Origin of the sequence: Curtobacterium oceanosedimentum (genome assembly GCF_020297365.1) — a bacterium.
GTDB lineage: Bacteria > Actinomycetota > Actinomycetes > Actinomycetales > Microbacteriaceae > Curtobacterium.
The window spans coordinates 1-23,702 of record NZ_JAIXIG010000024.1 but is presented as its reverse complement, the minus strand read 5'-3'; the positions used below and the strand labels follow the sequence as shown (position 1 = coordinate 23,702).

20 protein-coding genes and 1 other RNA gene are annotated in these 23,702 nt (G+C 71.8%); 15 read left to right on the top strand and 6 right to left on the bottom strand.

Going from position 1 to position 23,702, the window contains the following annotated elements; translation table 11 throughout:
* Positions 1-23: 23 nt before the first annotated feature.
* From LEL83_RS11595 to LEL83_RS11565, 7 genes are all read left to right on the top strand, one after another.
* Positions 24-1,232: a multidrug effflux MFS transporter gene (locus tag LEL83_RS11595; protein ID WP_225558926.1), complete on the top strand. Its 1,209-nt coding sequence runs from the start codon at positions 24-26 to the stop codon at positions 1,230-1,232.
* A 61-nt stretch (positions 1,233-1,293) separates the two neighbouring features.
* Positions 1,294-1,629 carry an STAS domain-containing protein gene (locus LEL83_RS11590; protein WP_017886068.1) on the top strand — a complete coding sequence of 112 codons (336 nt, stop codon included), beginning with the start codon at positions 1,294-1,296 and terminating at the stop codon, positions 1,627-1,629.
* Positions 1,629-2,042 (top strand): ATP-binding protein, encoded by a 414-nt coding sequence (locus LEL83_RS11585; protein ID WP_225558925.1) that lies wholly within the window; start codon positions 1,629-1,631, stop codon positions 2,040-2,042. The genes LEL83_RS11590 and LEL83_RS11585 overlap by 1 nt, the downstream gene beginning before the upstream one ends.
* A 100-nt stretch (positions 2,043-2,142) precedes the next feature.
* On the top strand, positions 2,143-3,126 hold the full coding sequence (locus LEL83_RS11580) for a helix-turn-helix transcriptional regulator (protein WP_225558924.1): 984 nt from the start codon (positions 2,143-2,145) through the stop codon (positions 3,124-3,126).
* A 181-nt stretch (positions 3,127-3,307) separates the two neighbouring features.
* Entirely contained in the window at positions 3,308-4,306 is a 999-nt protein-coding gene (locus LEL83_RS11575; protein ID WP_225558923.1) for a hypothetical protein, read from the top strand.
* A gap of 73 nt (positions 4,307-4,379) precedes the next feature.
* Positions 4,380-5,225, top strand: a complete 846-nt coding sequence (locus LEL83_RS11570; RefSeq protein WP_225558922.1) for a Nif3-like dinuclear metal center hexameric protein — start codon at positions 4,380-4,382, stop codon at positions 5,223-5,225.
* 2 nt (positions 5,226-5,227) lie between these two features.
* On the top strand, positions 5,228-5,962 hold the full coding sequence (locus tag LEL83_RS11565) for a zinc ribbon domain-containing protein (protein ID WP_225558921.1): 735 nt from the start codon (positions 5,228-5,230) through the stop codon (positions 5,960-5,962).
* A 350-nt stretch (positions 5,963-6,312) separates the two neighbouring features.
* Here LEL83_RS11565 and rnpB read toward each other — a convergent pair.
* From rnpB to map, 3 genes are all read right to left on the bottom strand, one after another.
* Positions 6,313-6,673: RNase P RNA component class A (gene rnpB / locus LEL83_RS11560), an RNA gene on the bottom strand.
* A gap of 62 nt (positions 6,674-6,735) precedes the next feature.
* Positions 6,736-7,485, bottom strand: coding sequence for a polyphosphate--glucose phosphotransferase (ppgK, locus tag LEL83_RS11555; RefSeq protein WP_198658428.1), 750 nt, complete (start codon positions 7,483-7,485; stop codon positions 6,736-6,738).
* 93 nt (positions 7,486-7,578) lie between these two features.
* Entirely contained in the window at positions 7,579-8,442 is an 864-nt protein-coding gene (gene map, locus LEL83_RS11550) for a type I methionyl aminopeptidase (RefSeq protein ID WP_225558920.1), read from the bottom strand.
* 86 nt (positions 8,443-8,528) lie between these two features.
* On the opposite strand from map, the gene LEL83_RS11545 reads away from it, so the two are divergent.
* The 6 genes from LEL83_RS11545 to LEL83_RS11520 all read left to right on the top strand — a co-directional run bounded on the left by LEL83_RS11545 (position 8,529) and on the right by LEL83_RS11520 (position 18,380).
* Positions 8,529-8,708: an SPOR domain-containing protein gene (locus LEL83_RS11545; RefSeq protein ID WP_225558919.1), complete on the top strand. Its 180-nt coding sequence runs from the start codon at positions 8,529-8,531 to the stop codon at positions 8,706-8,708.
* A 184-nt stretch (positions 8,709-8,892) separates the two neighbouring features.
* Positions 8,893-10,230, top strand: a complete 1,338-nt coding sequence (gene glnA / locus LEL83_RS11540; RefSeq protein WP_225558918.1) for a type I glutamate--ammonia ligase — start codon at positions 8,893-8,895, stop codon at positions 10,228-10,230.
* 36 nt (positions 10,231-10,266) lie between these two features.
* Complete coding sequence (locus LEL83_RS11535) at positions 10,267-13,218, top strand: bifunctional [glutamine synthetase] adenylyltransferase/[glutamine synthetase]-adenylyl-L-tyrosine phosphorylase (protein WP_225558917.1); 2,952 nt, start codon at positions 10,267-10,269, stop codon at positions 13,216-13,218.
* A gap of 527 nt (positions 13,219-13,745) precedes the next feature.
* Complete coding sequence (locus LEL83_RS11530) at positions 13,746-15,392, top strand: glycosyltransferase family 2 protein (RefSeq protein WP_225558916.1); 1,647 nt, start codon at positions 13,746-13,748, stop codon at positions 15,390-15,392.
* On the top strand, positions 15,385-16,956 hold the full coding sequence (locus LEL83_RS11525) for a glycoside hydrolase family 26 protein (protein ID WP_225558915.1): 1,572 nt from the start codon (positions 15,385-15,387) through the stop codon (positions 16,954-16,956). The genes LEL83_RS11530 and LEL83_RS11525 overlap by 8 nt, the downstream gene beginning before the upstream one ends.
* Entirely contained in the window at positions 16,953-18,380 is a 1,428-nt protein-coding gene (locus LEL83_RS11520; protein ID WP_225558914.1) for a UDP-glucose dehydrogenase family protein, read from the top strand. Before LEL83_RS11525 ends, LEL83_RS11520 begins: the two co-directional genes overlap by 4 nt.
* Before the next feature lie 274 nt (positions 18,381-18,654).
* Here the strand turns inward: LEL83_RS11520 and glnA (LEL83_RS11515) are convergent, their stop codons facing one another.
* The gene (glnA, locus tag LEL83_RS11515) at positions 18,655-20,079 is read right to left on the bottom strand and encodes a type I glutamate--ammonia ligase (protein WP_198658436.1); all 1,425 of its coding nucleotides are present in this window, start codon (positions 20,077-20,079) and stop codon (positions 18,655-18,657) included.
* Positions 20,080-20,221: 142 nt separating this feature from the next.
* Here glnA (LEL83_RS11515) and LEL83_RS11510 point away from each other — a divergent pair, with 142 nt between their 5' ends.
* Entirely contained in the window at positions 20,222-20,677 is a 456-nt protein-coding gene (locus tag LEL83_RS11510; RefSeq protein ID WP_225558913.1) for an RDD family protein, read from the top strand.
* Between the two features lie 118 nt (positions 20,678-20,795).
* On the opposite strand, the gene LEL83_RS11505 is transcribed toward LEL83_RS11510, so the two are convergent.
* Positions 20,796-21,512, bottom strand: a complete 717-nt coding sequence (locus LEL83_RS11505) for a DUF4191 domain-containing protein (RefSeq protein ID WP_225558912.1) — start codon at positions 21,510-21,512, stop codon at positions 20,796-20,798.
* Between the two features lie 128 nt (positions 21,513-21,640).
* Between LEL83_RS11505 and LEL83_RS11500 the strand changes: the two genes are divergently transcribed.
* Positions 21,641-22,459: a hypothetical protein gene (locus LEL83_RS11500; protein ID WP_225558911.1), complete on the top strand. Its 819-nt coding sequence runs from the start codon at positions 21,641-21,643 to the stop codon at positions 22,457-22,459.
* Between the two features lie 133 nt (positions 22,460-22,592).
* Here the strand turns inward: LEL83_RS11500 and sucB are convergent.
* Positions 22,593-23,702, bottom strand: a 1,110-nt coding sequence (gene sucB, locus LEL83_RS11495) for a 2-oxoglutarate dehydrogenase, E2 component, dihydrolipoamide succinyltransferase (protein WP_225558910.1), incomplete at its 5' end; no start/stop codon positions are given.

The following is a 23,702-nucleotide window of genomic DNA, read 5'->3' as shown; positions in this document are numbered from 1 at the left end:
CGCCGTCGCGTAGCGTGGCGGCGGTGACGACGGAGCGCATGCGGAGACCGAGGACCACCGGGCTGCCACCGATCGTGCCGCTGGCGCTCGTGGTCGGGGTGTCGCCGTTCGCGACGGACATGTACATCCCCGCGCTGCCGGCCATCGCCCGCGACCTCGGCACGACGCCCGGCGCGGTGCAGCTGTCGCTCACGGCGTTCCTGGTGGCGTTCGCGGTCGGGCAGCTGCTCGTCGGGCCCGTCAGTGACGGCGTGGGACGGCGGCCGATGCTCGTCGTCGGCACGGCGCTGTTCGCCCTGGCGTCGCTGGGGTGTGCGCTCGCGCCGGATGTGGTGACCCTGATCGTCGCCCGGGTCGTCCAGGGGCTCGCCGGGGCCGCCGGTGCCGTCGCGGGCCGGGCGATGGTGTCCGACGTCACTAGCGGCGCCCGGATGGCCCGGGTCTTCGGCACCCTCGCGGCGATCAACGCGATCGGGCCGGTCGTGGCGCCGCTCGCCGGTGGCGCGGTGCTCACGGTCGGCACGTGGCGGTGGATGTTCGTCGTGCTCGCGGTGCTCGGGGCGGTGTTCTTCGTGGTCGTGGTGCTGCGGTTCCGCGAGACCCTGCCCCCGGAGCGTCGTGGAGGGGTCGGGTTCGCCGCCAACGGCCGCCGCATCCGGGAGCTCCTGGCGATCCCGCGGTTCCGTGCCTACGTGCTGAGCGGGGTGCTGTCCACCGTCGGCTTCTTCGCGTACATCGCCACGAGCTCCTTCGTGTTCCAGCGCGAGTTCGGGTTCTCCGAGGAGCTGTACACCCTGGTCTTCGCCACGAACGCCTCGATGATGATCGTGACGACGCTGCTGTTCGGCCGCCTGGTCGGACGGTTCTCCGAGGACGCCCTGCTCAGCCTCGGGCTCGCGGTCGGCACCCTCGGCGCGACCGCGATCGTGGTGTCCGCGCTGCTCGGACTCGGACCGGTCCCCGTGTGGTGCGCCCTCGCCGTCGTCACGGCCGCGTGGGGCTTCGTGCTGCCGGCCGCGATGACGCGCACGCAGCACGTCGGCGCGGCGCATCCGGGCACCGCGGCGGCGCTGCAGGGCGGCCTCACCTTCGGCATCGGAGGCCTCGGCACCCCGCTGGCCGGAGCCCTCGGCGGCACCGCGCTGGCCATGGGCGGGGTGATGGCCGTGCTGATGGCGGCGGCGGTCGTCGTCCAGGTCACGGCGTCCCGTCGGCACGGCCTCGACACGTGACGGCTCGCAGCCGGTAGGTTGCTGGTTGCAAGGCGCACCGATCCGAGGGAGACCCACCGACATGGACATCGTCGTACACGAGGCGGAGACCGACACCGCCGTCCTGGAGTGCAGCGGCCGGCTGAACATGGTCTCCGCGCCCACGTTCCGCGAGACCGTCGCCCAGATCGTCGGCAACGGCCGGTCCCGCCTGGTCGTCGAGCTGTCCGGGGTCGAGTTCATGGACTCGTCCGGGCTCGGCGCGCTGGTCGGCAGCCTGAAGACCGCGCGGCAGGCCGGCGGCGACCTGCGCATCGCCGCACCGTCCGAGCAGGTCCAGATGGTGCTCAAACTGTCCAACATCGACAAGATCCTGCGCACGTACCCCGACGGGGACGCCGCGGTGACCGACTGGTGATGACCGCACCCGTCGCCGAGCACATGCTCGCACTGGCGTGCCCGCCGGACGACGTGTCCGCCGTGCACGAGTTCCTCGCCGGCGTCTGGCGGGACGAGCCCACGGTCTCCGCCGAGGACCGCATGGCGCTCGAGCTCGCCATCGTCGAGCTCACCTCGAACGTGATCGAGCACGGCGCACGTCGTGACGGCGTCTCGTGCGAGCTCCGGCTCGAGATCGGGCGTGACCGGTTCCAGGCGCTGCTCTCCGACGACGGCGTCGCGGCCGCAGTCGACACCGACGCCGCGGAGCTGCCGGACGACCTCGCCGAGAGCGGGCGAGGACTCGCACTCGTGCGCATGGTGGTCGACGACCTGCGGTACGAACGCGTCGCCGACCGGAACCGGTGGACGGTGCTGCGCGACCGCCACTGAGGCTCTTCCGTCGTCCACGGAGCGCACTCGACCGGACGGAATCCGCAGGACCGCCGCGTCGGTTTCGGTCGAGCGGGTGCGCCGTGTGACGATTCGCGCGATGGATGCCGAACCCGATCCCCGGATCAGCTTCGAGGCGTCGGGCACCGAACTCGACTCGGCCGTGCAGTTGTACGAAGAGGCCTACGCGAGCGCGGGCTTCTCGGCGACCCGGACGGACCGACCGTTCGCGTACCGGTTCCGCGTCGTCGGCGACGACGCGATGACGCTGCGGTCGACCCGGTTCGACGGGCGCATGCAGGGCGAGCTCCAGGTCGACGACGAGTTCGTCGCCATGTGGACCTCGGACGGCGGCGGCCGGCTCCGGGTCGGACGGCAGGACGTCGACTTCGTCCCCGGCGCGCCGCGGCTGTTCCCGAACGATCGCCCCTTCGCCTTCGACCTGCAGGACCTCCGGCAGAACCTGGTGCAGTTCGACCGCGACCACCTGGAGGGCGTCGCCGCCGAGCTGCACGGCACCCGCCGCGGATCCCTCGTGTTCGACCACACCGCGATCCCGACGTCCGCCGACCTGCGGGCTTGGAACGAACAGGTCCAGCGGGCCGCGGCAGCCGTGTTCGGGCCTGCTCCGCTCACCGAGCTGGCCCTGGCCGAGACGGTCCGCGAGACCGCGATCGCCTTCCTCCGGACCTTCCCGCACGAGCACCGCGCGCCGGAGATCCCGCTGCTCGCCGGCGCCGCCGGCCGCGTCCGCCAGGCGGTCGAGTTCATGCACGCGTTCGCGCACACCCCGATCACCACCACCGACGTCGCCGAACACGTCGGCCTGAGCGTGCGCGGTCTGCAGCAGGCGTTCCAGCGTCAGGTGGGGGTCGCCCCGAACGCGCTGCTCCGCGGCATCCGGCTCGACCGGGTGCACGAGGAGCTCGAGCGCGCGTCGGCGGCGGAGACCACGGTGGCGAGCGTCGCGGTGCGGTGGGGGTTCGCGCACCTCGGCCGGTTCTCGGCGGCCTACGCGGCGCGCTTCGGCCAGTACCCCCGCGACACGCTGCAGCAGCCCCGCCCCGTCACGCGTCGGCCCTGAACCAGGGCGGACCCTCCACGGGCGTCCCGGTCCCGCACCGATCAGCTCGGCTCGACCCGCTGGCGGTGCTCCCGTCGACCGCTGCGACACGCCGCTCACGTCCGTGACCGCGAGGGGTCTCGTGCCGCGACACACCGCGGATGTGCGCGGTTCCGGGCCGTCCGATATTTATGCTTCGGGCATGGAGACCCAGTCCGGCGCACGCACCCCGCTCGTGGACCCGTTCGGCCGCGAGCTCGAGGCCTGGCTCCGCGACGCCCCCGCCACCCGCGCCCCGTACGTGCCGGACCTCGTCGTCCCGCCCGTCACCGGCCCGATCCGGCGCCCGGACACCGCGGCGCACGTCGCGACGACCGCGGACGCCGAGGCGACGGACGCCGTCGTCGCACCCGCCTTCCGCCGTGACCGCGCCCGCCACGCGGCGGCCTGCGCTCCGTCGTTCCCCGAGCCGCCGGAGCGCCTGGCCCTGCGCATCGAGGACCTCGCCGTCCAGGTCTCGTCGTCGACCGGCCGCAGCACCATCGAGCGCATCGTCCTGCTCGAGGACGAGGTCCGCCGCCGCGACGAGGACCTCGCCCGACTCGCCGCGTGGGAGGCCTCCGTGGCCGGCTCGGACGACCCCGAGGTCACCGCCGCCCGCGCCTTCGCGCACACCGTCTTCGCCGACCTGCTCGCCGACGCCGCGCTCGAGGCCGACCGCCGCGAGCAGTCCGCCCTGCGTCGCGCCGGGACCGCGCCCGTCGCGGTCCCCGTCCGGCCCGCACCGGTCCCGACCGCCGCCACGACGGACGTCGCCGCGGCCCCCGCGGGTGCCGCACCCGCCGTGACCCCCGTCACCCCGGTCGTCGAGCTGGTCACCCCGGAACGCGACGAGCCGGCACGACCGGTGCTGGGCCTCCCGTCCGTCTCACCGGTGTCCGCGACCACGCGACCCACCCCGCTCGTCCTGCCGGCCACCGGCCCCACGGTCATCGACCGGGCGGCCTTCGCCGCAGCGCTCACCGCGCACCAGGGCGTCACCGCCAGCACCCCGGTCGTGCTGCCGGACGCCGTCGCGGCGCCGCTCGCCCCGACCGTGCCGGAGGCGCCCGTCGCGTCGCCCACCCCCGCCGAGCCGGCCGCTGCCGGATGGTGGTCGCGGCTCGTCGCCCGCCTGCTCGGCGTCCTCGGTCGCCGCTGACGGCCGGGAGGCGCGCACGGCTCGTGCGGGTCGGCGACCGCCGCCGGGGCGGTCGCCTCGGTAGACTGACGGGATGCCGACGCTCCGCGAACTCCAGGCCGTCATCGAGGACCTGTGGCCCGCCGCCGGTGCCGAGTCGTGGGACGCCGTCGGGCTCGTCGCGGGTGACCCGGACGCCACGGTCGACCACGTGCACCTCGCCGTCGACGCCGTGCCGGACACCGCTCGCGAGGCCGTTCAGCTCGGTGCCGGCCTGCTGCTCACGCACCACCCGCTGCTGCTCCGCGGCGTCACGACCATCGCGGAGACGACCTACAAGGGCAGCGTCCTCGCCACCCTGGTGCGCGGCGGAAGCGCCCTCGTCGCGGCCCACACCAACGCCGACGTCGTCACGACCGGCACCTCGGCCGTGCTCGCCGACCGCCTGGGCCTGACCGAGCAGCGTCCGCTCGACGCCGGTGCCGACCCCGCGACGGGCATCGGTCGGGTCGGGGTGCTCCCCGAGGGCACCACCCTGGGGCTGCTCGCCCGCCGACTCGTCGACCTGCTGCCGCCCACCGCGACCGGGGTCCGCGTCTCCGGCGCCTTCGACCAGCCCGTCCGCACCGTGGCGCTCTGCGCGGGAGCCGGGGACTCGTTGCTCGGGCGCCCCGCCGTGCTCGACGCCGACGTGTACATCACGAGCGACCTGCGCCACCACCCGGCGTCCGAGTTCCGCGAGCAGGCCCTGCTCGGCGGCGGCCCGGCTCTCATCGACACCTCGCACTGGGCCACCGAGTGGCTCTGGCTCGACGTCGCCGCCGAGCAACTCCGCTCCCGCGCGGGCGTCCGCGTCACCGTGAGCGACCTCCGAACCGACCCGTGGGACTTCGCCGTCCTGCCGGCAGCCGACCCCACCACCCCCACAGAAGGAGCCTGACCATGAAGGCAGCACCCGATGACCAGGTCATCCTCCTCGACGTCCAGCGTCTCGACAACGACGTCACGCGCATCGCGCACCGCATCACCTCGTTGCAGAAGGGCGACCGCCTGACCGAGCTCGGCAAGCAGGCCGCGGGGCTGCGCAGCGAGCTCGTCGCGGCGACCGGCGAGGTCGAGGACGCCGAGCGCGAGCTCGCCCGACTCGAGTCCGACACCGCGGTGGCCCAGGCCCGGGTCGAGCGCGACACCACCATGCTGCAGAACGTCGGCAACGCGAAGGACGCCGCCGGGCTGCAGAGCGAGCTGGAGTCGCTGCAGCGGCGCATCGGCGGCCTCGAGACCGCCGAGCTCGAGATCATGGAGAACCTGGACGGGCTCCGCGCCCGGGTCGGCGACGTCGAGGCGAAGCTCGCCGACGTCGAGGCCGCACGCGCCGGGCTGGTCGCCGAGCGCGACGCCGAGATCGCCCGGCTGACCTCGGACCGCGAGTCCGCCGAGCAGGCGCGCGCCGACGTCGCCGCCAAGGTGCCGGCCGACCTGCTCGCGCTGTACGACCGGCAGCGCGCCCGGTACGGGTTCGGTGCCTCGCTGCTGCAGGGTGGCGTGTCGACGGCCTCGGGCGTGACGCTCACCAACTCCGACCTGCAGACGATCCGTCAGGCCGCTCCCGACGACGTCGTGCTGTGCCCGGACAGCGACGCGATCCTGGTGCGGACGGCCGAGTCCGGGCTGTAGTCGCGCGCGGCGACGGACGGGAGGCGCGGTGCCGGCTGGCACCGCGCCTCCCGTCCGTCGTGGCGTGCGTGCGCGGCGGCGTCTTGTTGTCTGCTGCTGCACGACGCCGTCGTGTCGGTCTGACGCCGCGGTGTGCGCGAGACGCCGCAGCTTTGTGCGGCGTCTCGGCGGGATGCGGGCGTGCAGCGATGACGCCGGCGTGTCGTCCCTCGACGCACGACTTTCGACGCACGACGCCGTCGTGTCGGCGCGACGCCGCGTCGTGCCCGAGACGCCGCAGGATCCAGGGGCGTCTCGACAGGATGCGGGCGCGTCGAGAAGACGCCGGCGTGTTCCAGCTGCAGGGGGGGCGAATGGGCCGGCCGTACGCCGGGTTCTGTCCCGCCGCTCGCGCAGCGGTGACGGCCATCTCTCTCGGACCGACGTTGCCGTCGGCCTCCAGCGGTCTACCCGAGGACTCGGCGAGCAGCCTCAGCGTCCTCTGTCTGACCTTGCTCCGGGCGAGGTTTACCGAGCGGATCCGGTCACCCGGACCCCTGGTGGTCTCTTACACCACCGTTTCACCCTTACCGACGTCGCCGCCGGCGGTCTGTTCTCTGTGGCACTGTCTCGCGGATTGCTCCGGGTGGGTGTTACCCACCGCCCTGCTCTGTGGAGCCCGGACGTTCCTCGGCACTCCCGGGGGAGTGACGCGACCGTCTCACCGACCCATTCGCGTTGCCGAGTCTACCGGCCTCACGGTGGGGTGCTGCGCCGGCCCGAGCGACCTCGGCTCAGCGCGAGCGAGCCGCCAGGGTCGCGGCGCCGATGATGCCGGCGTTGTTCCGCAGGGTGGCGGGGATGATGTCGGCCTGCAGGTCGAGCAGCGGCAGGAACTCCTCGTGCTGCTTCGACACCCCGCCACCGACGACGAACAGCTCGGGGGAGAGCAGCGCCTCGAGCGTGGAGTAGTACTTCTGCAGTCGCTTCGCCCAGTGCTTCCACGACAGGTCGTCGCGTTCCTTGGCGGCGAACGATGCCCGCGTCTCGGCGTCGTGCCCGTCGATCTCCAGGTGCCCGAGCTCGGAGTTGACGATGAGCACGCCGTCGTTGATGAGCGCCGTGCCGATGCCGGTGCCGAGCGTGGTGACGACGACCAGGCCGTCCTTGCCCTTGGCGGCGCCGAACTGCTGCTCCGCGAACCCGGCGGCGTCGGCGTCGTTGACGAAGTGGATCGCACGGCCGAGCTCCTTCTCGAACAGTGCCTCGGCCTCGAACCCGATCCACTTCTTCGAGACGTTCGCCGCGGACATCGTCTTGCCGTCGCGCACGATCGCCGGGAAGCACACACCGACGGCCACGTCGTCGGCCGGTGCGAGCTCGCCGATGATCTCGCGGACGACCGCGGTGATGTCGTTGGGCTTGCCACCCTCGGGGGTGGCCTTCTTGATGCGGTCCGTGGTGAGGGCGCCGGTCGCGACGTCGACGATCGCGCCCTTGATGCCCGTTCCGCCGATGTCGACGCCGACTGCGAGGGAGGTCATGAGGTGTCGTGCCTTTCGGTTGCCTGCCGGCGGTGCCCGGTCAGGAAGGGGTCCCGGTCAGGGAACGGCTCCCGGTCAGGGAACGGCTCCCGGTCAGGAGACGGTGAGGAGTTCCGCGCCGCGCTCGGTGACGACGAGGGTGTGCTCGAACTGGGCGGTCCACGACTTGTCGCGCGTCGAGACCGTCCAGTCGTCCGACCAGATGTCCGCCTCGGTGCCGCCGAGCGTCAGCATGGGCTCGATCGTGAACACCATGCCCGGCTCGATGACGGTGTCGTACTGCGGGGCGTCGTGGTGGGGGATGATCAGGCCGGAGTGGAAGGCCCTGCCGACGCCGTGCCCGGTGTAGTCGCGGACGACGCCGTAGCCGAAGCGCTTCGCGTACGCCTCGATCGCCCGGCCGATCACGTTGACCTGGCGACCCGGGGCGACGGCCTTGATGCCGCGTTCCATCGCGGTGCGCGTGCGCTCCACCAGGTCGGTGACCTCCTGCGAGGCCTGCCCGACGACGAACGTGCGGTTCGTGTCCCCGTGCATGCCGTCCTTGTAGGCGGTGATGTCGATGTTGACGAGGTCGCCCTCCTGCAGCACGGTGTCGTCGGGGATGCCGTGGCAGATGACCTCGTTCAGCGACGAGCAGAGCGACTTCGGGTACCCGCGGTAGCCGAGCGTCGAGGGGTAGGCGCCGTGGGCGACGACGAACTCGTGCCCGATGCGGTCGAGTTCGTCCGTGGTGATGCCGGGGCGGATGGCGGCCCCGACGGCGTCGATGGCCTGCGACGCGATGCGACCGGCGGCGCGGATGCGCTCGACCTCGTCGGGGGAGTACGTGTCGCCCAGCCCGTGCTCGTGCGGCTCGACCTTCCCGACGTACTCGGGGCGCTCGATGTCCTTCGGGACGGGGCGGTGCGGGGAGATCCGGCCGGCGGTCAGGTGTCCGTGTTCATCCCGGGGCATGCCGACCACTCTAGCCGCGGCTCGACGCGCCGACCGCAACCGCCCGCCCCCGGACCGCTCGACCCCTGCGTGGGTACGGTGGCGGCATGAGCGACGAACGCATCGAGTCCCAGTGGTGGTTCAACGACAAGACCGGCCAGGTCGAGCAGGGCCCGCAGTCCCCGCAGCGCGACCGGATCGGCCCGTTCGCGACCCGTGACGAGGCGCAGCACGCCCTCGACCGCATTGCGGCCAACAACGAGAAGTGGGACGCCGAGGACCGCTGACCCCGACCACGGACGCCGCCGCGGCCCCGGCCGCGACCCCGGGGCGGACGGGAGGCACGGGGCGGCGTCGCCACGGGCCTCCCGTCCGACCCGGGGTGCGTCGCAGGCGCCCCTGGCGGGGTCCGGACCACTAGCCTGGGGAGACGGTCGCCCGGCGACCACCCGATACACGGAAAGGTCGTGCATGGACAAGCAGACGGACTTCGTGCTCCGCACCATCGAGGAGCGCGGCATCAAGTTCATCCGACTCTGGTTCACGGACGTCATCGGGACGCTGAAGTCGGTGGCGATCGCGCCGGCCGAGGTCGAGGGCGCGTTCGCCGAGGGCATCGGGTTCGACGGTTCCGCGATCGAGGGCCTCACCCGCTCCTACGAGGCCGACGTCCTGGCACACCCGGACCCCTCGACCTTCCAGATCCTGCCGTGGCGCGGCGAGATCGACCCGACCGCGCGGATGTTCTGCGACATCACGACGCCGGACGGCCAGCCCGCCGTGGCCGACCCCCGCAACGTGCTCAAGCGCACGCTGGCCCGGGCGAGCGACCGCGGGTTCACGTTCTACACGCACCCCGAGATCGAGTTCTACCTGCTCAAGAGCCGCGACTGGAAGGACGGCGGTCCGCAGCCCGTCGACCAGGCCGGCTACTTCGACAACGTCCCCGGTGGCAGCGCCCACGACTTCCGACGCCGTTCGGTCCGGATGCTCGAGGACCTCGGCATCTCGGTGGAGTACAGCCACCACGAGGCCGGGCCGGGCCAGAACGAGATCGACCTGCGGTACGCCGACGCCCTGACGATGGCCGACAACATCATGACCTTCCGCACGGTCGTCAAGGAGGTCGCGATCGAGCAGGGCGTCTACGCGACGTTCATGCCGAAGCCGCTCTCCGGGAAGCCGGGGTCGGGCATGCACACGCACGTGTCCCTGTTCGAGGGCGACCAGAACGCCTTCTACGAGGCCGGCGGCCAGTACCAGCTCTCGCAGACCGCGAAGCACTTCATCGCCGGTGTGCTCAAGCACGCGCCGGAGATCACGGCGGTCACGAACCAGTTCGTCAACTCGTACAAGCGCCTCTGGGGCGGTGACGAGGCCCCGTCGTTCGTGACCTGGGGCCACAACAACCGCTCGGCACTGGTGCGCGTCCCGCTGTACAAGCCGAACAAGGGCCAGTCCTCGCGGATCGAGTACCGCGGCATCGACTCCGCAGCGAACCCGTACCTCGCCTACTCGCTGCTGCTCGCGGCCGGGCTCAAGGGCATCGAGGAGGAGTACGAGCTCCCCGCCGAGGCCGAGGACAACGTCTGGAGCCTGAGCGACTCGGAGCGCAAGGCCCTGGGCTACAGCCAGCTGCCGGCGAGCCTGGACCACGCCCTGAGCCTGATGGAGGACTCGGAGCTGGTGGCCGAGACGCTGGGCGAGCAGGTCTTCAACTTCGTGCTGCTCAACAAGCGGCAGGAGTGGAAACGCTACCGCGACCAGGTCACGCCGTTCGAACTCGACACCAACCTCGGCGCGCTCTAGGTCGAGCGCCGACGACCCCTCGGGAGCACGTTCCACATGACCGGTCGGACGACGACGTCGCGTTCGGAGCTGGCCCGGCTGGGCTTCGCGGAGCTGTCGGAGAGCCTGACCCGCGCCGCCGACCTGGAGGCCCGGTTCGGCCCCGACGTGCCGCTGCCGGTCGGCGGGTCTGCCGCACTCTGGGGCGGGGCCGCCGACCCGGACGGCGCGCTGCGGATGCTCGAGCGGCTGCTCGAACGCGCCGCCGACGAGCTCCGTCCGGTGCTGGCGGACGGCGCGGCGACCGAGCGGCTGGTCCGCCTGCTCGGGGCGTCGATCGGGCTCGGCGAGTTCCTGCACCGCCGGCCCGCCGAACTCGACCTGCTGCTCGAACCCGTCGCCGAGCCGTGGAGCCAGGAGCGGTACACCGAGTCACTGACCGCGGCGGTGGACGGTGCGACCGGCGAGGACGCCCGGGTGCGCCTGCGGGTCCGCTACCGCCGCCACCTGGCCCAGATCGCCCTGTACGACGTGCTCCACCCGGCGCCGACGGACGCGTTCCCGGCCGTGGCAGCCGGCCTGGCCGACCTCGCCGGCGCGGCGCTCGAGGCCGCGGTGGCGGTGGCCCGGCACGAGGTGCGGTTCCCGGCCGACGAGGTCGCGGCGACGCCGCTCGCGGTGATCGCGATGGGCAAGGCCGGCGCGCGCGAGCTGAACTACGTCAGCGACGTCGACGTCATCTTCGTGACCGAGCCGACCGAGACGGTGCCCACGGATCGTGCGGTACTCGTCTCGACGCGCATCGCCATCGCCGCCATGCACGTCATCACCGACCTCGCGCCGGAGCCCGGGCTGTGGGAGGTCGACGCCAACCTGCGCCCCGAGGGCAAGGACGGCGCGCTCGTCCGCACGCTCGACTCGCACGTGGCGTACTACGAACGCTGGGCGAAGGCGTGGGAGTTCCAGGCGCTCCTCAAGGCCCGACCGATCGCCGGCTCCGCCGACCTCGGGGCGCGGTACGCGCAGGCGATGGCGCCCTTCGTGTGGAACTCGTCGACCCGGCCGGGGTTCGTGGAGTCCGTGCAGCGGATGCGCGAGCGTGTCACCGAGCACATCCCCGACGCCGAGGTCGACCGGCAGCTCAAGCTCGGCCCCGGCGGGCTGCGCGACGTCGAGTTCACCGTGCAGCTGCTGCAGCTCGTGCACGGGCGCGACGACGAGTCGGTGCGCGTCCGGTCCACGCTCGAGGCGATGGATGCCCTGACCGACGCGGGCTACGTCGGCCGCGCCGAGGCGGCACGCTTCGGGCCGGACTACGCCCTGCTCCGCGTGCTCGAGCACCGGATCCAGCTCCGGCGGCTGCAGCGCACGCACCTCGTCCCCACCGACGAGGAAGAGCTGCGCGTGCTGGCCCGGTCGAGCGGGGTCGCGTCGTCGGCCTCCGCCGTCGAGGCCCGGTGGCGTGCCGTGAAGCTCGAGGTCCGCGGCCTGCACGAGCGGCTGTTCTACCGCCCGCTGCTGTCGGCGGTCGCCTCCACCGAGGACGAGATCGTCCTGACGAACGACCAGGTGGTCGACCGGCTCGCGGGCGTCGGGTTCGTCGACCCCGCCGGTGCGGTCGGGCACATCCGCGCCCTCACGCAGGGCACGAGCCGTCGCGCGGCGATCCAGCGGAACCTGCTGCCGGTGCTGCTGCGGTGGATGGCCGAGGGGCCGGCGCCGGACCGGGCGCTCCTGGCGTTCCGTCGGCTGAGCGACGCACTGGGGGAGTCGAGCTGGTTCCTCCGGATGCTCCGGGACTCGTCCGGCGCGGCGCACTCGCTCACCACCGTGCTGTCCGAGTCGGCGTTCCTGTCCGGGCTGCTCGAGCGGTTCCCCGAGGCGGTCGCCTGGCTCGACGAACCCGAGGCGCTGCTGCGGCCCCGGCCGGTCGAGGCCCTGCTCGCCGAGATGACCGCCACCACCGCTCGGCACGGCAACGACGTCGACGGCGCGGCCGCCCTGCTGCGGTCCACCCGCCGCCGCGAGACCCTGCGGCTCGGCATGGCCGCGGTGCTCGGATCCCTGGACGTCGACGCGCTCGGACCCGCCCTGAGCGACGTCACCGAGGCCACGCTGGCCGGTGCCCTCGCGCTCGCACGCCGTGACGCACCCGAGGGCTTCGCGTTCGGGATCATCGCGATGGGCCGGTTCGGCGGCCGGGAGCTCGGCTTCGGTTCCGACGCCGACGTGCTCTACGTGTACCGCGCCCCGGACCTGCCGTCCGAGGTGGCCTCGCGCACCGCACAGAACGTCGTCCGTGAACTGAAGCGGCTGACCGAGGACACCATCCACCCGCTCGACCTCGACATCGACCTGCGACCGGAGGGCAAGAACGGCCCCGTCGCGCGGACGCTCGAGTCGTACGGTGCCTACTACGCCCGGTGGTCGCTCACGTGGGAGGCCCAGGCGCTCCTCCGTGCCCGCGGGGCCGTGGGGGACCAGCAGCTGCTCCGGGACTTCGAGCACCTGGCCGACCGCACGCGCTACCCGGAACGGATCGACGACCACGAGGTGCGCGAGGTCCGGCGGATCAAGGCGCGCGTCGAGTCGGAGCGCCTGCCGCGCGGCGCGGACCCGGCCCGGCACCTCAAGCTCGGGCGGGGGTCGTTGAGCGACGTCGAGTGGTTCGTGCAGCTCCTGCAGCTGCAACACGCCCTCGAGACGCCGTCGCTCCGGACCACGTCGACGCTCGAGGCGCTCGACGCCGCGGTCGCCGCGGGCCTGGTCGACCCCGAGGACGGCGAACGGCTCGGGGCGGCGTGGCGGTTCGCCTCGCGGACGCGCAGTGCCCTGGTGCTGTGGTCCGGCAAGACCACCGACGTGCTGCCCGTCGACCGGGTGCAGCTCGAGGGCGTGGCACGGCTGATGGAGTACCCGCCGGGGTCCGCGAGCCAGCTCGAGGACGACTACCTCGGCGTCACCCGGCGTGCCCGACAGGTGTTCGAGCGCGAGTTCTACGGCGCCTGAACCGCCGCCCCTCCGGTGCCGGGAACGGGCGCGACACGCCCGAGCGGCGTCGGAACGGCGCGGACCGGGCAGACGCTCCAGGTGAATTCTCCGTGTCGCGGGACGTCCCCCGGTGGGCGTCCGGCCGTACCCCTGTCCGCCGTGCCCTCCCGGCCGTTCCCGTGTCGTGATCGGTTTCCGACCGAGCCGCCGGGGCGGCGTGCGCCACGCTCGTGGCGCAACGAGGTGACCACCCGCTGACCGGGGCTTTCCGTCGGCGGCGGCCCGCGCCTCCAGGCCGCACCCGTCGTCGATCGTGCCGATCGTGCGCGACCGGCGGGTCCGCAGGAGTGCTGTCAGCACGACGGGGGACCGTCGTGACCCGCCGCAAGGGGGACCGGTGTGTCCCCCGTAACACGCACGAAACGCCCCCGGACGGGGGCCGCGTTGCGCGGGCGTCCAGGTTTCTGCATCAATTGCCTCACCCGAACCGGCCCTGATTCCCCGATGAAGCGGAATCTCCACCTCGAACGTTGAAGCAGGGATCGATGTTCACCTTCATTCTGCAGATCAGGCAGATGGTCGAAGGGCACCCCGAGTTCTACCTGTTCGCCGTGTACTCCGCGGTGATCTGGTTGCTCTGGCTGCTCAAGGTCGTCCTGTCCGCCCGCTACCGCCCCTTCACCGGCACCTTCGTCGGCACGACCAGCGTCGTCGTCCCCGTCGTGGACGAGCCGCTCGACCTGTTCCGCGACGTCATCGGCCGCATGGTCGAGCAGCGTCCCGGCGAGATCATCGTCGTCATCAACGGCGCCCGCAACGAGGCGCTCGAAGCGGTCTGCGACGAGTTCGCCCCGCTCGTCCGCTGGACCCACACGCCCATCCCGGGCAAGCGCAACGCCGTCAAGGTCGGCACCGAGATGTCGAACGGCGACATCACGGTGCTCGTCGACTCCGACACCGTCTGGACGCCCGGCACGCTCGACGAGCTGCTCAAGCCGTTCGCCGACGAGTCCGTCGGCGGCGTCACGACGCGGCAGCGGATCCTCGAGCCGGAGCGCAGCTGGATCACCCGCTGGGCCGACTGGCTGGAGAACTCGCGCGCGCTCTACTCGATGCCGGCGCAGAGCGTCCTCGGACAGATCGGCTGCCTGCCGGGCCGCACGATCGCGTTCCGTCGGAACATCCTCGTGCGGGTGATGGACCGGTTCATGCACGAGAAGTTCATGGGCGTGTTCCTCGAGGTCTCCGACGACCGCACGCTCACGAACCTCACGCTCACCGAGGGGTACCGCACCGTCTACCAGTACACGTCGCTGGTCTACACGGACGCCCCGCTGCAGGTGAAGAAGCTGTTCAAGCAGCAGCTCCGCTGGGCCCGCGGCTCGCAGTACAACACGCTGCGGATGCTCCCGTGGATGCTCGGACACGCCCCGATCCTGGCGGCGTTCTTCATCACCGACATCATCCTGCCGTTCATGCTCTTCGGCGTGATCGCGGGCTGGATCTACCGGGCACTGACCGGCCAGGGCGAGAACCTGTACCAGGGCATCCTGTCGCAGTACGGCTTCTCGACGGGCTTCGTGTACGTCGCCGCGCTGATGGTCGTGTCGAGCGTGCTGAGCATGGCGATCCGGCAGATGCGGCACCTGGCCGAGAAGCCGAGCGACTTCTTCCGCCTGCCGATGTTCATCATCGTGTCGACGTTCTTCCTCATGCCGATCCGGCTCATCGGCTTCTTCCGTCTGGCGCACGCGTCCGGCTGGGGGACCCGTGCCGGTGCCTACGCCGGTGGACCGGTGCAGGAGGACCCGGCCGACGCCGTGCAGCCCCTGTCGTCCACCGCGCAGGTGCCGGTCAGCCCGATCGACGCCGAACGTGCCCGGCTGACCGGGTCGGCCGGGTCCGGCTCGGTCGGGTCTGCTCCGGCTGCTCCGGCTGCTCCGCTCGAGACCGTCGACCAGGTGGCGGTGGACCGCGCCTTCGACGAGCTCTTCGGCGCCGACGCGGCCACCAACTCCACCACCACCGTGCTCGCCACCCGGCGCGAGGCAGCAGCAGCGGCCGCGCAGCAGGACGCACAGCGAGCAGCCACGCCGGCTCCCGCCCGAGCGCGCCGGTACAACCCGTACGCAGCGATCCCGTACTGCATCGGCTTCGCGATCTTCGCCCTGGAGGCGTTCCTCATTGTCTGACATCATCCGCTCCTCGAGCACCTGGTGGGCGCAGTCGAGCAAGCACGCCCGCTGGACCGCGGTCGGGACGACGGCCATCGTCCTCGCCCTCGCCCTCATCACCTGGTCCGTCTGGGTGTCACCCTCCGGCCCCGTGTCGACCGCCGTGCACCAGGCGCTCGGGGTCCAGCCCCCGAAGGCCAAGAAGGTCTCGGCGGCCGAACTGCAGACGCAGCTCGACGCCGCCCAGGAGCGCATCTGGGCGCTCGAGGGCAAGCTCGACTCCCGCACCGCCCAGGCCGGGTCGCGTGGCGACCAGATCACCGAGCTCCAGGCGCAGATCGCGTCGCTGCGGTCGCAGCTCGGTGCCGCGAAGGGCTCGGGAGGCTCGTCCCGGGTCGACGCGTCGGGTTCCCGTGACGGCGGGGCCGGTTCCTCCGACTGGGGGACCGGATCGGGGTCCGGCACGTCCGGTGGGTCCGCTTCCGCCGGGTCCGGCGGGGGCGCGAGCGGCGGCTCCGGTGCGGCCGGCGGCGCCGGGACGGGCGCGACGAAGTCCAACCCGGGCCCGTCGACCGACCCCGGGACGACGCCCGTCGACGTCCCGACGAAGGCCGAGATCCTCGGGCAGCAGTCCCGCTGGTACGGCCTGTACACCGCGCAGTCCCCGTTCAACTGGGCCGAGTACGACGAGGTCTCCCGACAGGTCGGCACCGCGTCGAACATGACCGGGTTCTTCCAGGGCTTCGACCAGGCGTTCAACGCCTCGGCGGTGCAGCGCTCCTGGGCCAACGGCCGCGTCCCGCTCATGACGTGGGAGACGGTGCCGGCCCAGACCGGCAACGACCAGAAGTACGTGCCCGGCTACACCAACCAGGACATCGCCGGCGGGGCCTTCGACGCCTACCTGACGAAGTACGCGAAGGCGCTGGCGGCCAACGGGCAGCCGCTGGTCATCCGGCTCGACCACGAGATGAACGGCTCCTGGTACAACTGGTCCGAGGGCAGCGCCCAGCAGAACCCCGCCGGCTCGTACGTCGCGATGTGGCAGCACGTGCACGACGTCTTCCAGGCGAACGGCGCGAACCGGTACGTCATCTGGGACTGGTCGCCGAGCCGCATCGACAAGCTCGGCAACCCGAAGTACCAGACCCTCGACTACATGCGTCAGTACTACCCGGGCGCCGACTACGTCGACTGGGTGGGGATGAGCGGTTACTACCGCGACGCCACCGAGCAGCCGACGTTCGCCACGACCTTCGGCGCGACGCTCGCGCAGCTCCGACAGGTCGCGCCGGGCAAGGGCATCATGCTCAACGAGATCGGGGCGACCGAGACCGGCACCAGCGTCGCGAACCCGCAGAAGACGCAGTGGATCAACTCGCTCTTCGACGCCCTGGCCGACCCCGCCAACGACGACATCATCGGTTTCGCGTACTTCAGCGAGACCGCCACCACCATCGTCGACGGCAAGCGCACCACGAACGACTGGCGCCTCAACTCCCGCGCCGATTCCCTCAAGGCCTTCGCCGAGGGCATCACGCGCAACGACATCGACTACGACCTGCAGGAGGTCACGCAATGAGCGAGTCCAAGAAGTCGACCGCATCGGCCGACACCCGTCCCGCACCCGTCATCAGCGTCATCGGCACCGGGTACCTCGGTGCCACCCACGCGGCCGCCATGGCCGAGATGGGCTTCGAGACCATCGGCGTGGACGTCGACCCGGCGAAGCTCGCCGCCCTGTCCGCCGGCGAGGTCCCGTTCTTCGAACCCGGACTGCCCGAGCTCATCACGAAGCACGTCGCCAGTGGCACGCTCCGCTTCACCTCGGACCTCGCCTCCGCCGTCGCCGCGGCCGACGTGCACTTCGTGTGCGTCGGCACCCCGCAGAAGGCCGGGTCGCACGCCGCGAACCTCGCCTACGTCGAGAGCGCCACGCGCGGTGTCGCCGAGCACCTCACCCACCCGGGCCTCATCGTCGGCAAGTCGACGGTCCCGGTCGGCACCGCGGCGCGGCTGCGGGGCATCGTCCGCGAGTTCACGCCGTCCGGCATCACGGCCGAGCTCATCTGGAACCCCGAGTTCCTGCGCGAGGGCAAGGCCGTCGAGGACACGCTGCACCCGGACCGCCTGGTGTGGGGCGGCGCCTCCGAGGCCGCCGACGCCGTGATCCGCGAGGTCTACGCCGCGCCGATCAGCGAGGGCACCCCGGTCATCACGACCGACCTGGCCACCGCCGAGCTCGTCAAGGTGAGCGCCAACGCGTTCCTCGCCACGAAGATCTCGTTCATCAACGCCATCTCCGAGATGTGCGCGATCACCGGCGCCGACGTCACGACCCTCGCCGACGCCCTCGGGCACGACGCCCGCATCGGGCGGAAGTTCCTCAACGCCGGTCTCGGCTTCGGCGGCGGCTGCCTGCCGAAGGACATCCGGGCGCTCATGCACCGTGCGAACGAGATCGGCGCCGGTCAGGTCGTCGGGCTCATGCAGCAGGTCGACGAGATCAACATGGGCCAGCGCCAGCGGGTCATCGACATGGCGATCGACTCGGCCGGGGGATCCGTGCTCAACCGCCGCGTGGCCGTCATAGGCGCCGCGTTCAAGCCCCTCACCGACGACGTCCGGGACTCCCCGGCGCTCAACGTCGCCGCGGCGCTGCACCTGCGCGGCGCCCAGGTGACGCTCTGGGACCCCGAGGCGCTGGAGCCCGCGAAGCGCTCGTTCCCGACGCTGAGCTACGCCGCGTCGATGTCCGACGCGATCGAGGGTGCCGACGTCGTGCTCGTGCTCACCGAGTGGGACGACGTCGTCACCGCCGACCCGGTCGCCCTCGGTGACCTCGTCGGACGCCGCGTCGTCATCGACGCGCGCAACTGCCTCCCGGTCGCCGACTGGGTCAGAGCGGGGTGGACCGTCCGTTCCCTGGGACGTCCCACGCCGGTCACGGGTGCACCCGTGAGCGTCGCAGCGGGGACGAACGACGCGTTGGCCACGAGTCGCTAGTCACCGTTCGCGAGACGGGGTCCGTGCCGGGCGGCGCGGGCCCCGTTCCCGTGCGTCGCGACCGCCTGGAGGCCCGGCACCCGCCCGGCGGACCGGCACCGGGCCTCCAGGCGGTCGCCTCCGCACCCCGCGGCTCCCGGTGGCCGCGTCCGCTCGCGCTGGGCGACACCCCACGGGTGGCGCAGCCCGTGAGATGTCGCCCAGCGCGAACCGTGGCCGGCACGGCGAAGGGCCCCGCACCGGACGGTGCGGGGCCCTTCGTGCTCAGCGGGGCTCAGACGCCGAAGTACAGCTCGTACTCGAACGGGTGCGGGCGCTGGGCCAGCGGCAGGATCTCGTTCTCGCGCTTGTAGTCGATCCAGGTCTGGATGAGGTCCTCGGTGAACACGTTGCCCTTGGTGAGGAACTCGTGGTCGGCCTCGAGTGCCTCGAGCGCCTCGTCGAGGGAGCCGGGGACCTGCGGGATGCCCTTCGCCTCCTCGGGCGGGAGCTCGTACAGGTCCTTGTCGACCGGCTCGTGCGGCTCGATGCGGTTCTGGATGCCGTCGAGGCCCGCCATGAGCTGCGCCGCGAAGGCGAGGTAGGGGTTGCCCGAGGCATCCGGCGCGCGGAACTCGATGCGCTTGGCCTTCGGGTTCGTGCCCGTGATCGGGATGCGGATCGCGGCGGAGCGGTTGCCGGCCGAGTAGACCAGGTTCACCGGCGCCTCGAAGCCCTTCACCAGGCGGTGGTACGAGTTGATCGAGGGGTTGGTGAAGGCGAGGAGCGCGGGGGCGTGCTTGAGGATGCCGCCGATGTACCAACGCGCGACGTCGGAGAGACCGCCGTAGCCGTTCTCGTCGTAGAACAGCGGCTTGCCGTCCGACCAGAGCGACTGGTGGGTGTGCATGCCCGAGCCGTTGTCACCGAAGAGCGGCTTCGGCATGAACGTGGCGACCTTGCCCCACTGGTCGGCCGTGTTCTTGACGATGTACTTGAACTTCAGGATGTCGTCCGCGGCGTGGACCATCGTGTCGAACTTGTAGTTGATCTCCTGCTGGCCGCCGGTGCCCACCTCGTGGTGCGAGCGCTCGAGTTCGAAGCCGGCGTCGATCAGCTTGAGGGTGATGTCGTCGCGCAGGTCGGCGGTCTTGTCGACCGGCGACACGGGGAAGTAGCCGCCCTTGTACGGGGTCTTGTTGGCGAGGTTGCCGCCCTCTTCGTCGCGACCGGTGTTCCACGCGCCCTCTTCGGAGTCGACCGCGTAGAAGGACTCGTTCTGCGTGACCGAGTAGCGGACGTCGTCGAAGATGTAGAACTCGGCCTCGGGGGCGAAGAACGCCGTGTCCGCGATGCCCGTCGACGCGAGGTACTTCTCGGCCTTCTTCGCCACCTGGCGCGGGTCACGGCCGTAGATCTCGCCGTTCCGCGGGTTGTAGATGTCGAAGATCATGATGAGCGTGCGCTCGGCGCGGAACTGGTCGACGTACGCCGTGGTGACGTCGGGGATCAGCTGCATGTCCGACTCGTGGATCGACGCGAAGCCCCGGATGGACGAGCCGTCGAACAGCTGCCCGACCGAGAAGAAGTCCTCGTCGACGGTCGATGCGGGGATGTTGAAGTGCTGCTGCACACCCGGCAGGTCCGTGAAGCGGATGTCGAGGAACTTGACGTCGGTGTCCTTGATGAAGGCCAGGACCTCGGAGGAATCGCTGAACATGGGGGCCGATCTCCAATGGGTTGGGTGATGTCGGAGGCACCGGTCAAGGCACCTCCGACGAGGCTATTGACAAGGAGTTTCCCGGACATGACTGGGTTGTTTCAGGCGTGTTACGCCCGGGTGGTCGCCTACGCTGGAGTGCATGGCCCGCCCCACTCCCAGTCCGTCCGCGCCCTCCGAGCACCCGGACGGGTGGCCGGGCAAGGACCTCGGACTGCCCGAGACCGGGCCCAGGAGCGTCGGTCGGATCGGCCGTCGGATCGTCGCGCTCCTGATCGACGGCGCCCTGGCCGACCTCGTCGCCTACGTCACCGGGGTGTGGTCGCCGGTGAACGGGTCCGGTGACATCGCGCACACGTGGATCCAGCTCGCGATCTTCGCCGTGCTGCAGATCGTGTTCATCTGCCTGCTGTCCGGGTCGTTCGGCCACATCTGCGTCGGGCTCCGGGTCGTGCCGATGCGGGGCGGCTACGTCGGTGTCTGGCGGCCCGTGGTCCGGACGCTGCTCCTCTGCCTGGTCGTGCCGGCGCTCATCATCGACCGCGACAGCCGCGGCGCGCACGACCGCATCGCGGGGACGGTGCTCGTCCGCCGCTGAGCGGCTCCCGCTGGACCCGAGCGGCTCCCGCGCACCCCCGGAACACACGACGACGCCCCCGACCAGTCCAGGTCGGGGGCGTCCTGTGTCCGGGTCGATCCGGATCAGCGCAGACGGATCAGCGCGGACGACCGGCGCGAGCGCGCATCGGGTCCATGCCCTTGGGGATCGCGGCGGCGGGGCTCTGCGTCAGCGAGTCGAGGCGGTTCGCGACGGCCAGCACCTCGTTGCGGTTGAGCGACTTCCCGAGCTTGTTCATGGCGCGGGGGAGCTTGTGCAGCGTCAGGCTGTCACCGGTACCGTCGCCCACGTGGAGCACGTGCACGGCGACGTTCGGCACGATCCGCTGCACCTTGCGGCGCTCCTCGTCGACCTGACGGTTGAGGTTGCCGCGCTGGCCCTCGGTGATGAGGACGACGCCGGGGCGTCCGACGGCGCGGTAGACCGCGGCCTGCGAGCGGCCGTGCACGGCGACGGGCATCTCGCTCGACCGCCACTGCCGACGAAGCGAGTTCGACAGGACGGCACCGACGGCGCCGGGCTGCCCTTCGATCTGCGAGTACGCGGCACGTTCGGCCAGCCGACCCAGCACGATCAGGAACAGCAGCACGCCGAGCAGCACGCCGGCGACGATCCACAGGGTGATCGCGAGCCAGTTCTGCCCCGGCAGGAGCAGCGCGAGCAGGACACCGAGCACGACGGGCCCGATGAAGGCCAGGGCGAACCACCAGACCGACGACGGGTCGGCCCGACGGGTCATCTGGAAGACCTGGAACATCTGCTTGAGACGCCCGGGCTCCTTCGCCTTCTTGTCCGTTGAAGAGCTGCGTGCCATGGCAACAGGATACGGCCTCTGCGCGGCGGGGGAGACCGCACGACGTCCGGCTGTGGGCGAACAGCATCCGTCCACAGGTGGGGTGCGTGGACCGGGAGGCGCGGCTCACGTCCGCCACGCTGGCGGACATGCAACCGAGCACCGTCCACCCCACCCGCTGGGTCGCGGACCCCGACGAGTCGGCCCTGCTGGGGTGGGTCGCCGACCGCTCTGCGACCGCCGATCGGCACCTCGTTCCGGTCGTCGACGTCGGTCGCTCCCCGGACGGCCGCCTGGTCGTGGAGGTCGATCGTCCGGGCGGCATGCCGATCGATGCTGCGCTCGAACGACTCGGCACACCGACCACCGGCGTCGCGGTCACCCTCTCCGTGCCGCTCCTCGAACTCGTCGTCGCCGCGCACGACGGCACGGTGATGCTCGGGGCCGCCGAGATCGACGACGTCGTGGTGGACGACGCGGGGGCGGTCGTGCTGTGCGACCGTCCGCCGGGTGCGACGGCCACGAGGGCCGTGGACCCCACCCCGACCGCCGCTCCCCGAGGGGGCACTGCACCGGACGCGCTCCGCACGCTCGTCCTGGCGGCACGCACCGTGTGGGACCGCGTCGACCCTGCCGACCCCGAGCTGCCGGCGGTGGCCGCGGCACTGCAGGGGGCGCTCGACGGCGACGGACAGAGCGCCAGGACGGCCCTCGAGCTGGTCCGTGACGCCGCTCCGCCCCGACCCTTCCGGTGGACGCCGGTGCCGAGCGACCTGGTGTTCGCCGACCCCGACGCGGCGTCAGCCGCCAGCGGACCGCTCGGGTTCGTCGAGCAGCTCCGCCTCGTCGTCGAGCAGGGCCTGCTCGTCGGCGTGGGCCGTCGACTCCCGCTGCGCCACGTGCTGGTCGGTGCGATCGTCGTTGTGGGTCTCGTCGTCGCGGGGCTGACGGTGGTCGGGGGCGGGTGAGGGCCGCGTCAAGGGTGCTGTCGGCACCTGTCGGACCGACGTGTCACCGCGCCCGCGCTGGACGCCGCACCGGGAACGGGGACGGCCCCGGCTCCCACCAGGGGAACCGGGGCCGTCGGCCGTGCAGCGGGGATCAGTACCCGAGGTTGGGCGCGAAGTTGCCTTCCTCCAGGCGGTTCTTCACCGCGACGAGGTAGCGCGACGCGTCCGCGCCGTCGATGATCCGGTGGTCGTACGACAGCGCCAGGTAGACGAACGAGCGGATCGCGATCGCCTCCTGCCCGTCGACCTTGACGACCGCCGGGCGCTTCGTGACGATGCCCGTGCCGAGGATCGCCGACTGCGGCAGGAACACGACGGGAGTGTCGAACAGCGCGCCACGCGAACCGGTGTTGGTCAGCGTGAACGTGCCACCGGCCAGCTCGTCGGGCTTGAGCTGGTTGTTCCGAGTGCGCTCGGCCAGGTCGGCGATCGACTTCGAGAACTGTGCCAGGTCGAGCGAGGCGGCGTCCTTGATGACCGGCGTCAGCAGACCGCGCTCCGTGTCCACCGCGATGGAGACGTTCTCGGTCTCCGGGTAGACGATCTCGTCGCCGTCCACGGTCGAGTTGATCTTCGGGTGGGCCTTGAGCGCCTCGGACGCGGCGAGGGCGAAGAACGGCATGAAGGAGAGCTTCGAACCGGTCTTCTCGAGGAACTCCGCCTTGTGGGCGTCGCGGAACTGCGCCACCTTCGTGACGTCCACCTCGACGACGCTCGTCAGCTGTGCGGTCGAGGTCATCGACTGCACCGCCCGCTCGGCGACGACCTTGCGCAGGCGCGTCATCTTCTCGCGGGTGCCGCGCAGCGGCGAGACCTCGGCGACGAACGGACCGGACGCGGCGGCGGGTGCTGCTGCACCGGTGGCGGCCGGAGCCTTCGCGGCGGCGGCGAGCACGTCCTCCTTGCGGATGCGTCCACCGACACCGGACCCGGTGACGGTGGACAGGTCGACGCCCTGCTCGTTGGCGAGCTTGCGCACGAGCGGGGTGACGTAGCCGCTGGCTGCGCCGTCCTGCGTCGGGTTCGGCACCGCTGCGGCCGGGGTCGGAGCAGCGGCCGGCGCGGCCTGGGCCGGCACGGCTGCCGGGGGAGCGGCGGCGGGCGGCGGGACCGGAGCGGCGGCCGGCACGGGCGCGGCGGCAGGCGGCGCGGACGGTGCCTGCGGGGCGGCCGGCTGGGTCTGTCCGGCGGGGGCCGGCCC

Bases quoted from the DNA above. Each gene is read 5' to 3' on its own strand.
- LEL83_RS11590 (WP_017886068.1), top strand. From the start codon at position 1,294: ATGGACATCGTCGTACACGAGGCGGAGACCGACACCGCCGTCCTGGAG.
- LEL83_RS11585 (WP_225558925.1), top strand. From the start codon at position 1,629: ATGACCGCACCCGTCGCCGAGCACATGCTCGCACTGGCGTGCCCGCCG.
- LEL83_RS11580 (WP_225558924.1), top strand. From the start codon at position 2,143: ATGGATGCCGAACCCGATCCCCGGATCAGCTTCGAGGCGTCGGGCACC.
- LEL83_RS11575 (WP_225558923.1), top strand. From the start codon at position 3,308: ATGGAGACCCAGTCCGGCGCACGCACCCCGCTCGTGGACCCGTTCGGC.
- LEL83_RS11570 (WP_225558922.1), top strand. From the start codon at position 4,380: ATGCCGACGCTCCGCGAACTCCAGGCCGTCATCGAGGACCTGTGGCCC.
- LEL83_RS11565 (WP_225558921.1), top strand. From the start codon at position 5,228: ATGAAGGCAGCACCCGATGACCAGGTCATCCTCCTCGACGTCCAGCGT.
- ppgK (WP_198658428.1), bottom strand. From the start codon at position 7,485: ATGACCTCCCTCGCAGTCGGCGTCGACATCGGCGGAACGGGCATCAAG.
- map (WP_225558920.1), bottom strand. From the start codon at position 8,442: ATGCCCCGGGATGAACACGGACACCTGACCGCCGGCCGGATCTCCCCG.
- LEL83_RS11545 (WP_225558919.1), top strand. From the start codon at position 8,529: ATGAGCGACGAACGCATCGAGTCCCAGTGGTGGTTCAACGACAAGACC.
- glnA (WP_225558918.1), top strand. From the start codon at position 8,893: ATGGACAAGCAGACGGACTTCGTGCTCCGCACCATCGAGGAGCGCGGC.
- LEL83_RS11535 (WP_225558917.1), top strand. From the start codon at position 10,267: ATGACCGGTCGGACGACGACGTCGCGTTCGGAGCTGGCCCGGCTGGGC.
- LEL83_RS11530 (WP_225558916.1), top strand. From the start codon at position 13,746: ATGTTCACCTTCATTCTGCAGATCAGGCAGATGGTCGAAGGGCACCCC.
- LEL83_RS11520 (WP_225558914.1), top strand. From the start codon at position 16,953: ATGAGCGAGTCCAAGAAGTCGACCGCATCGGCCGACACCCGTCCCGCA.
- glnA (WP_198658436.1), bottom strand. From the start codon at position 20,079: ATGTTCAGCGATTCCTCCGAGGTCCTGGCCTTCATCAAGGACACCGAC.
- LEL83_RS11510 (WP_225558913.1), top strand. From the start codon at position 20,222: ATGGCCCGCCCCACTCCCAGTCCGTCCGCGCCCTCCGAGCACCCGGAC.
- LEL83_RS11505 (WP_225558912.1), bottom strand. From the start codon at position 21,512: ATGGCACGCAGCTCTTCAACGGACAAGAAGGCGAAGGAGCCCGGGCGT.
- LEL83_RS11500 (WP_225558911.1), top strand. From the start codon at position 21,641: ATGCAACCGAGCACCGTCCACCCCACCCGCTGGGTCGCGGACCCCGAC.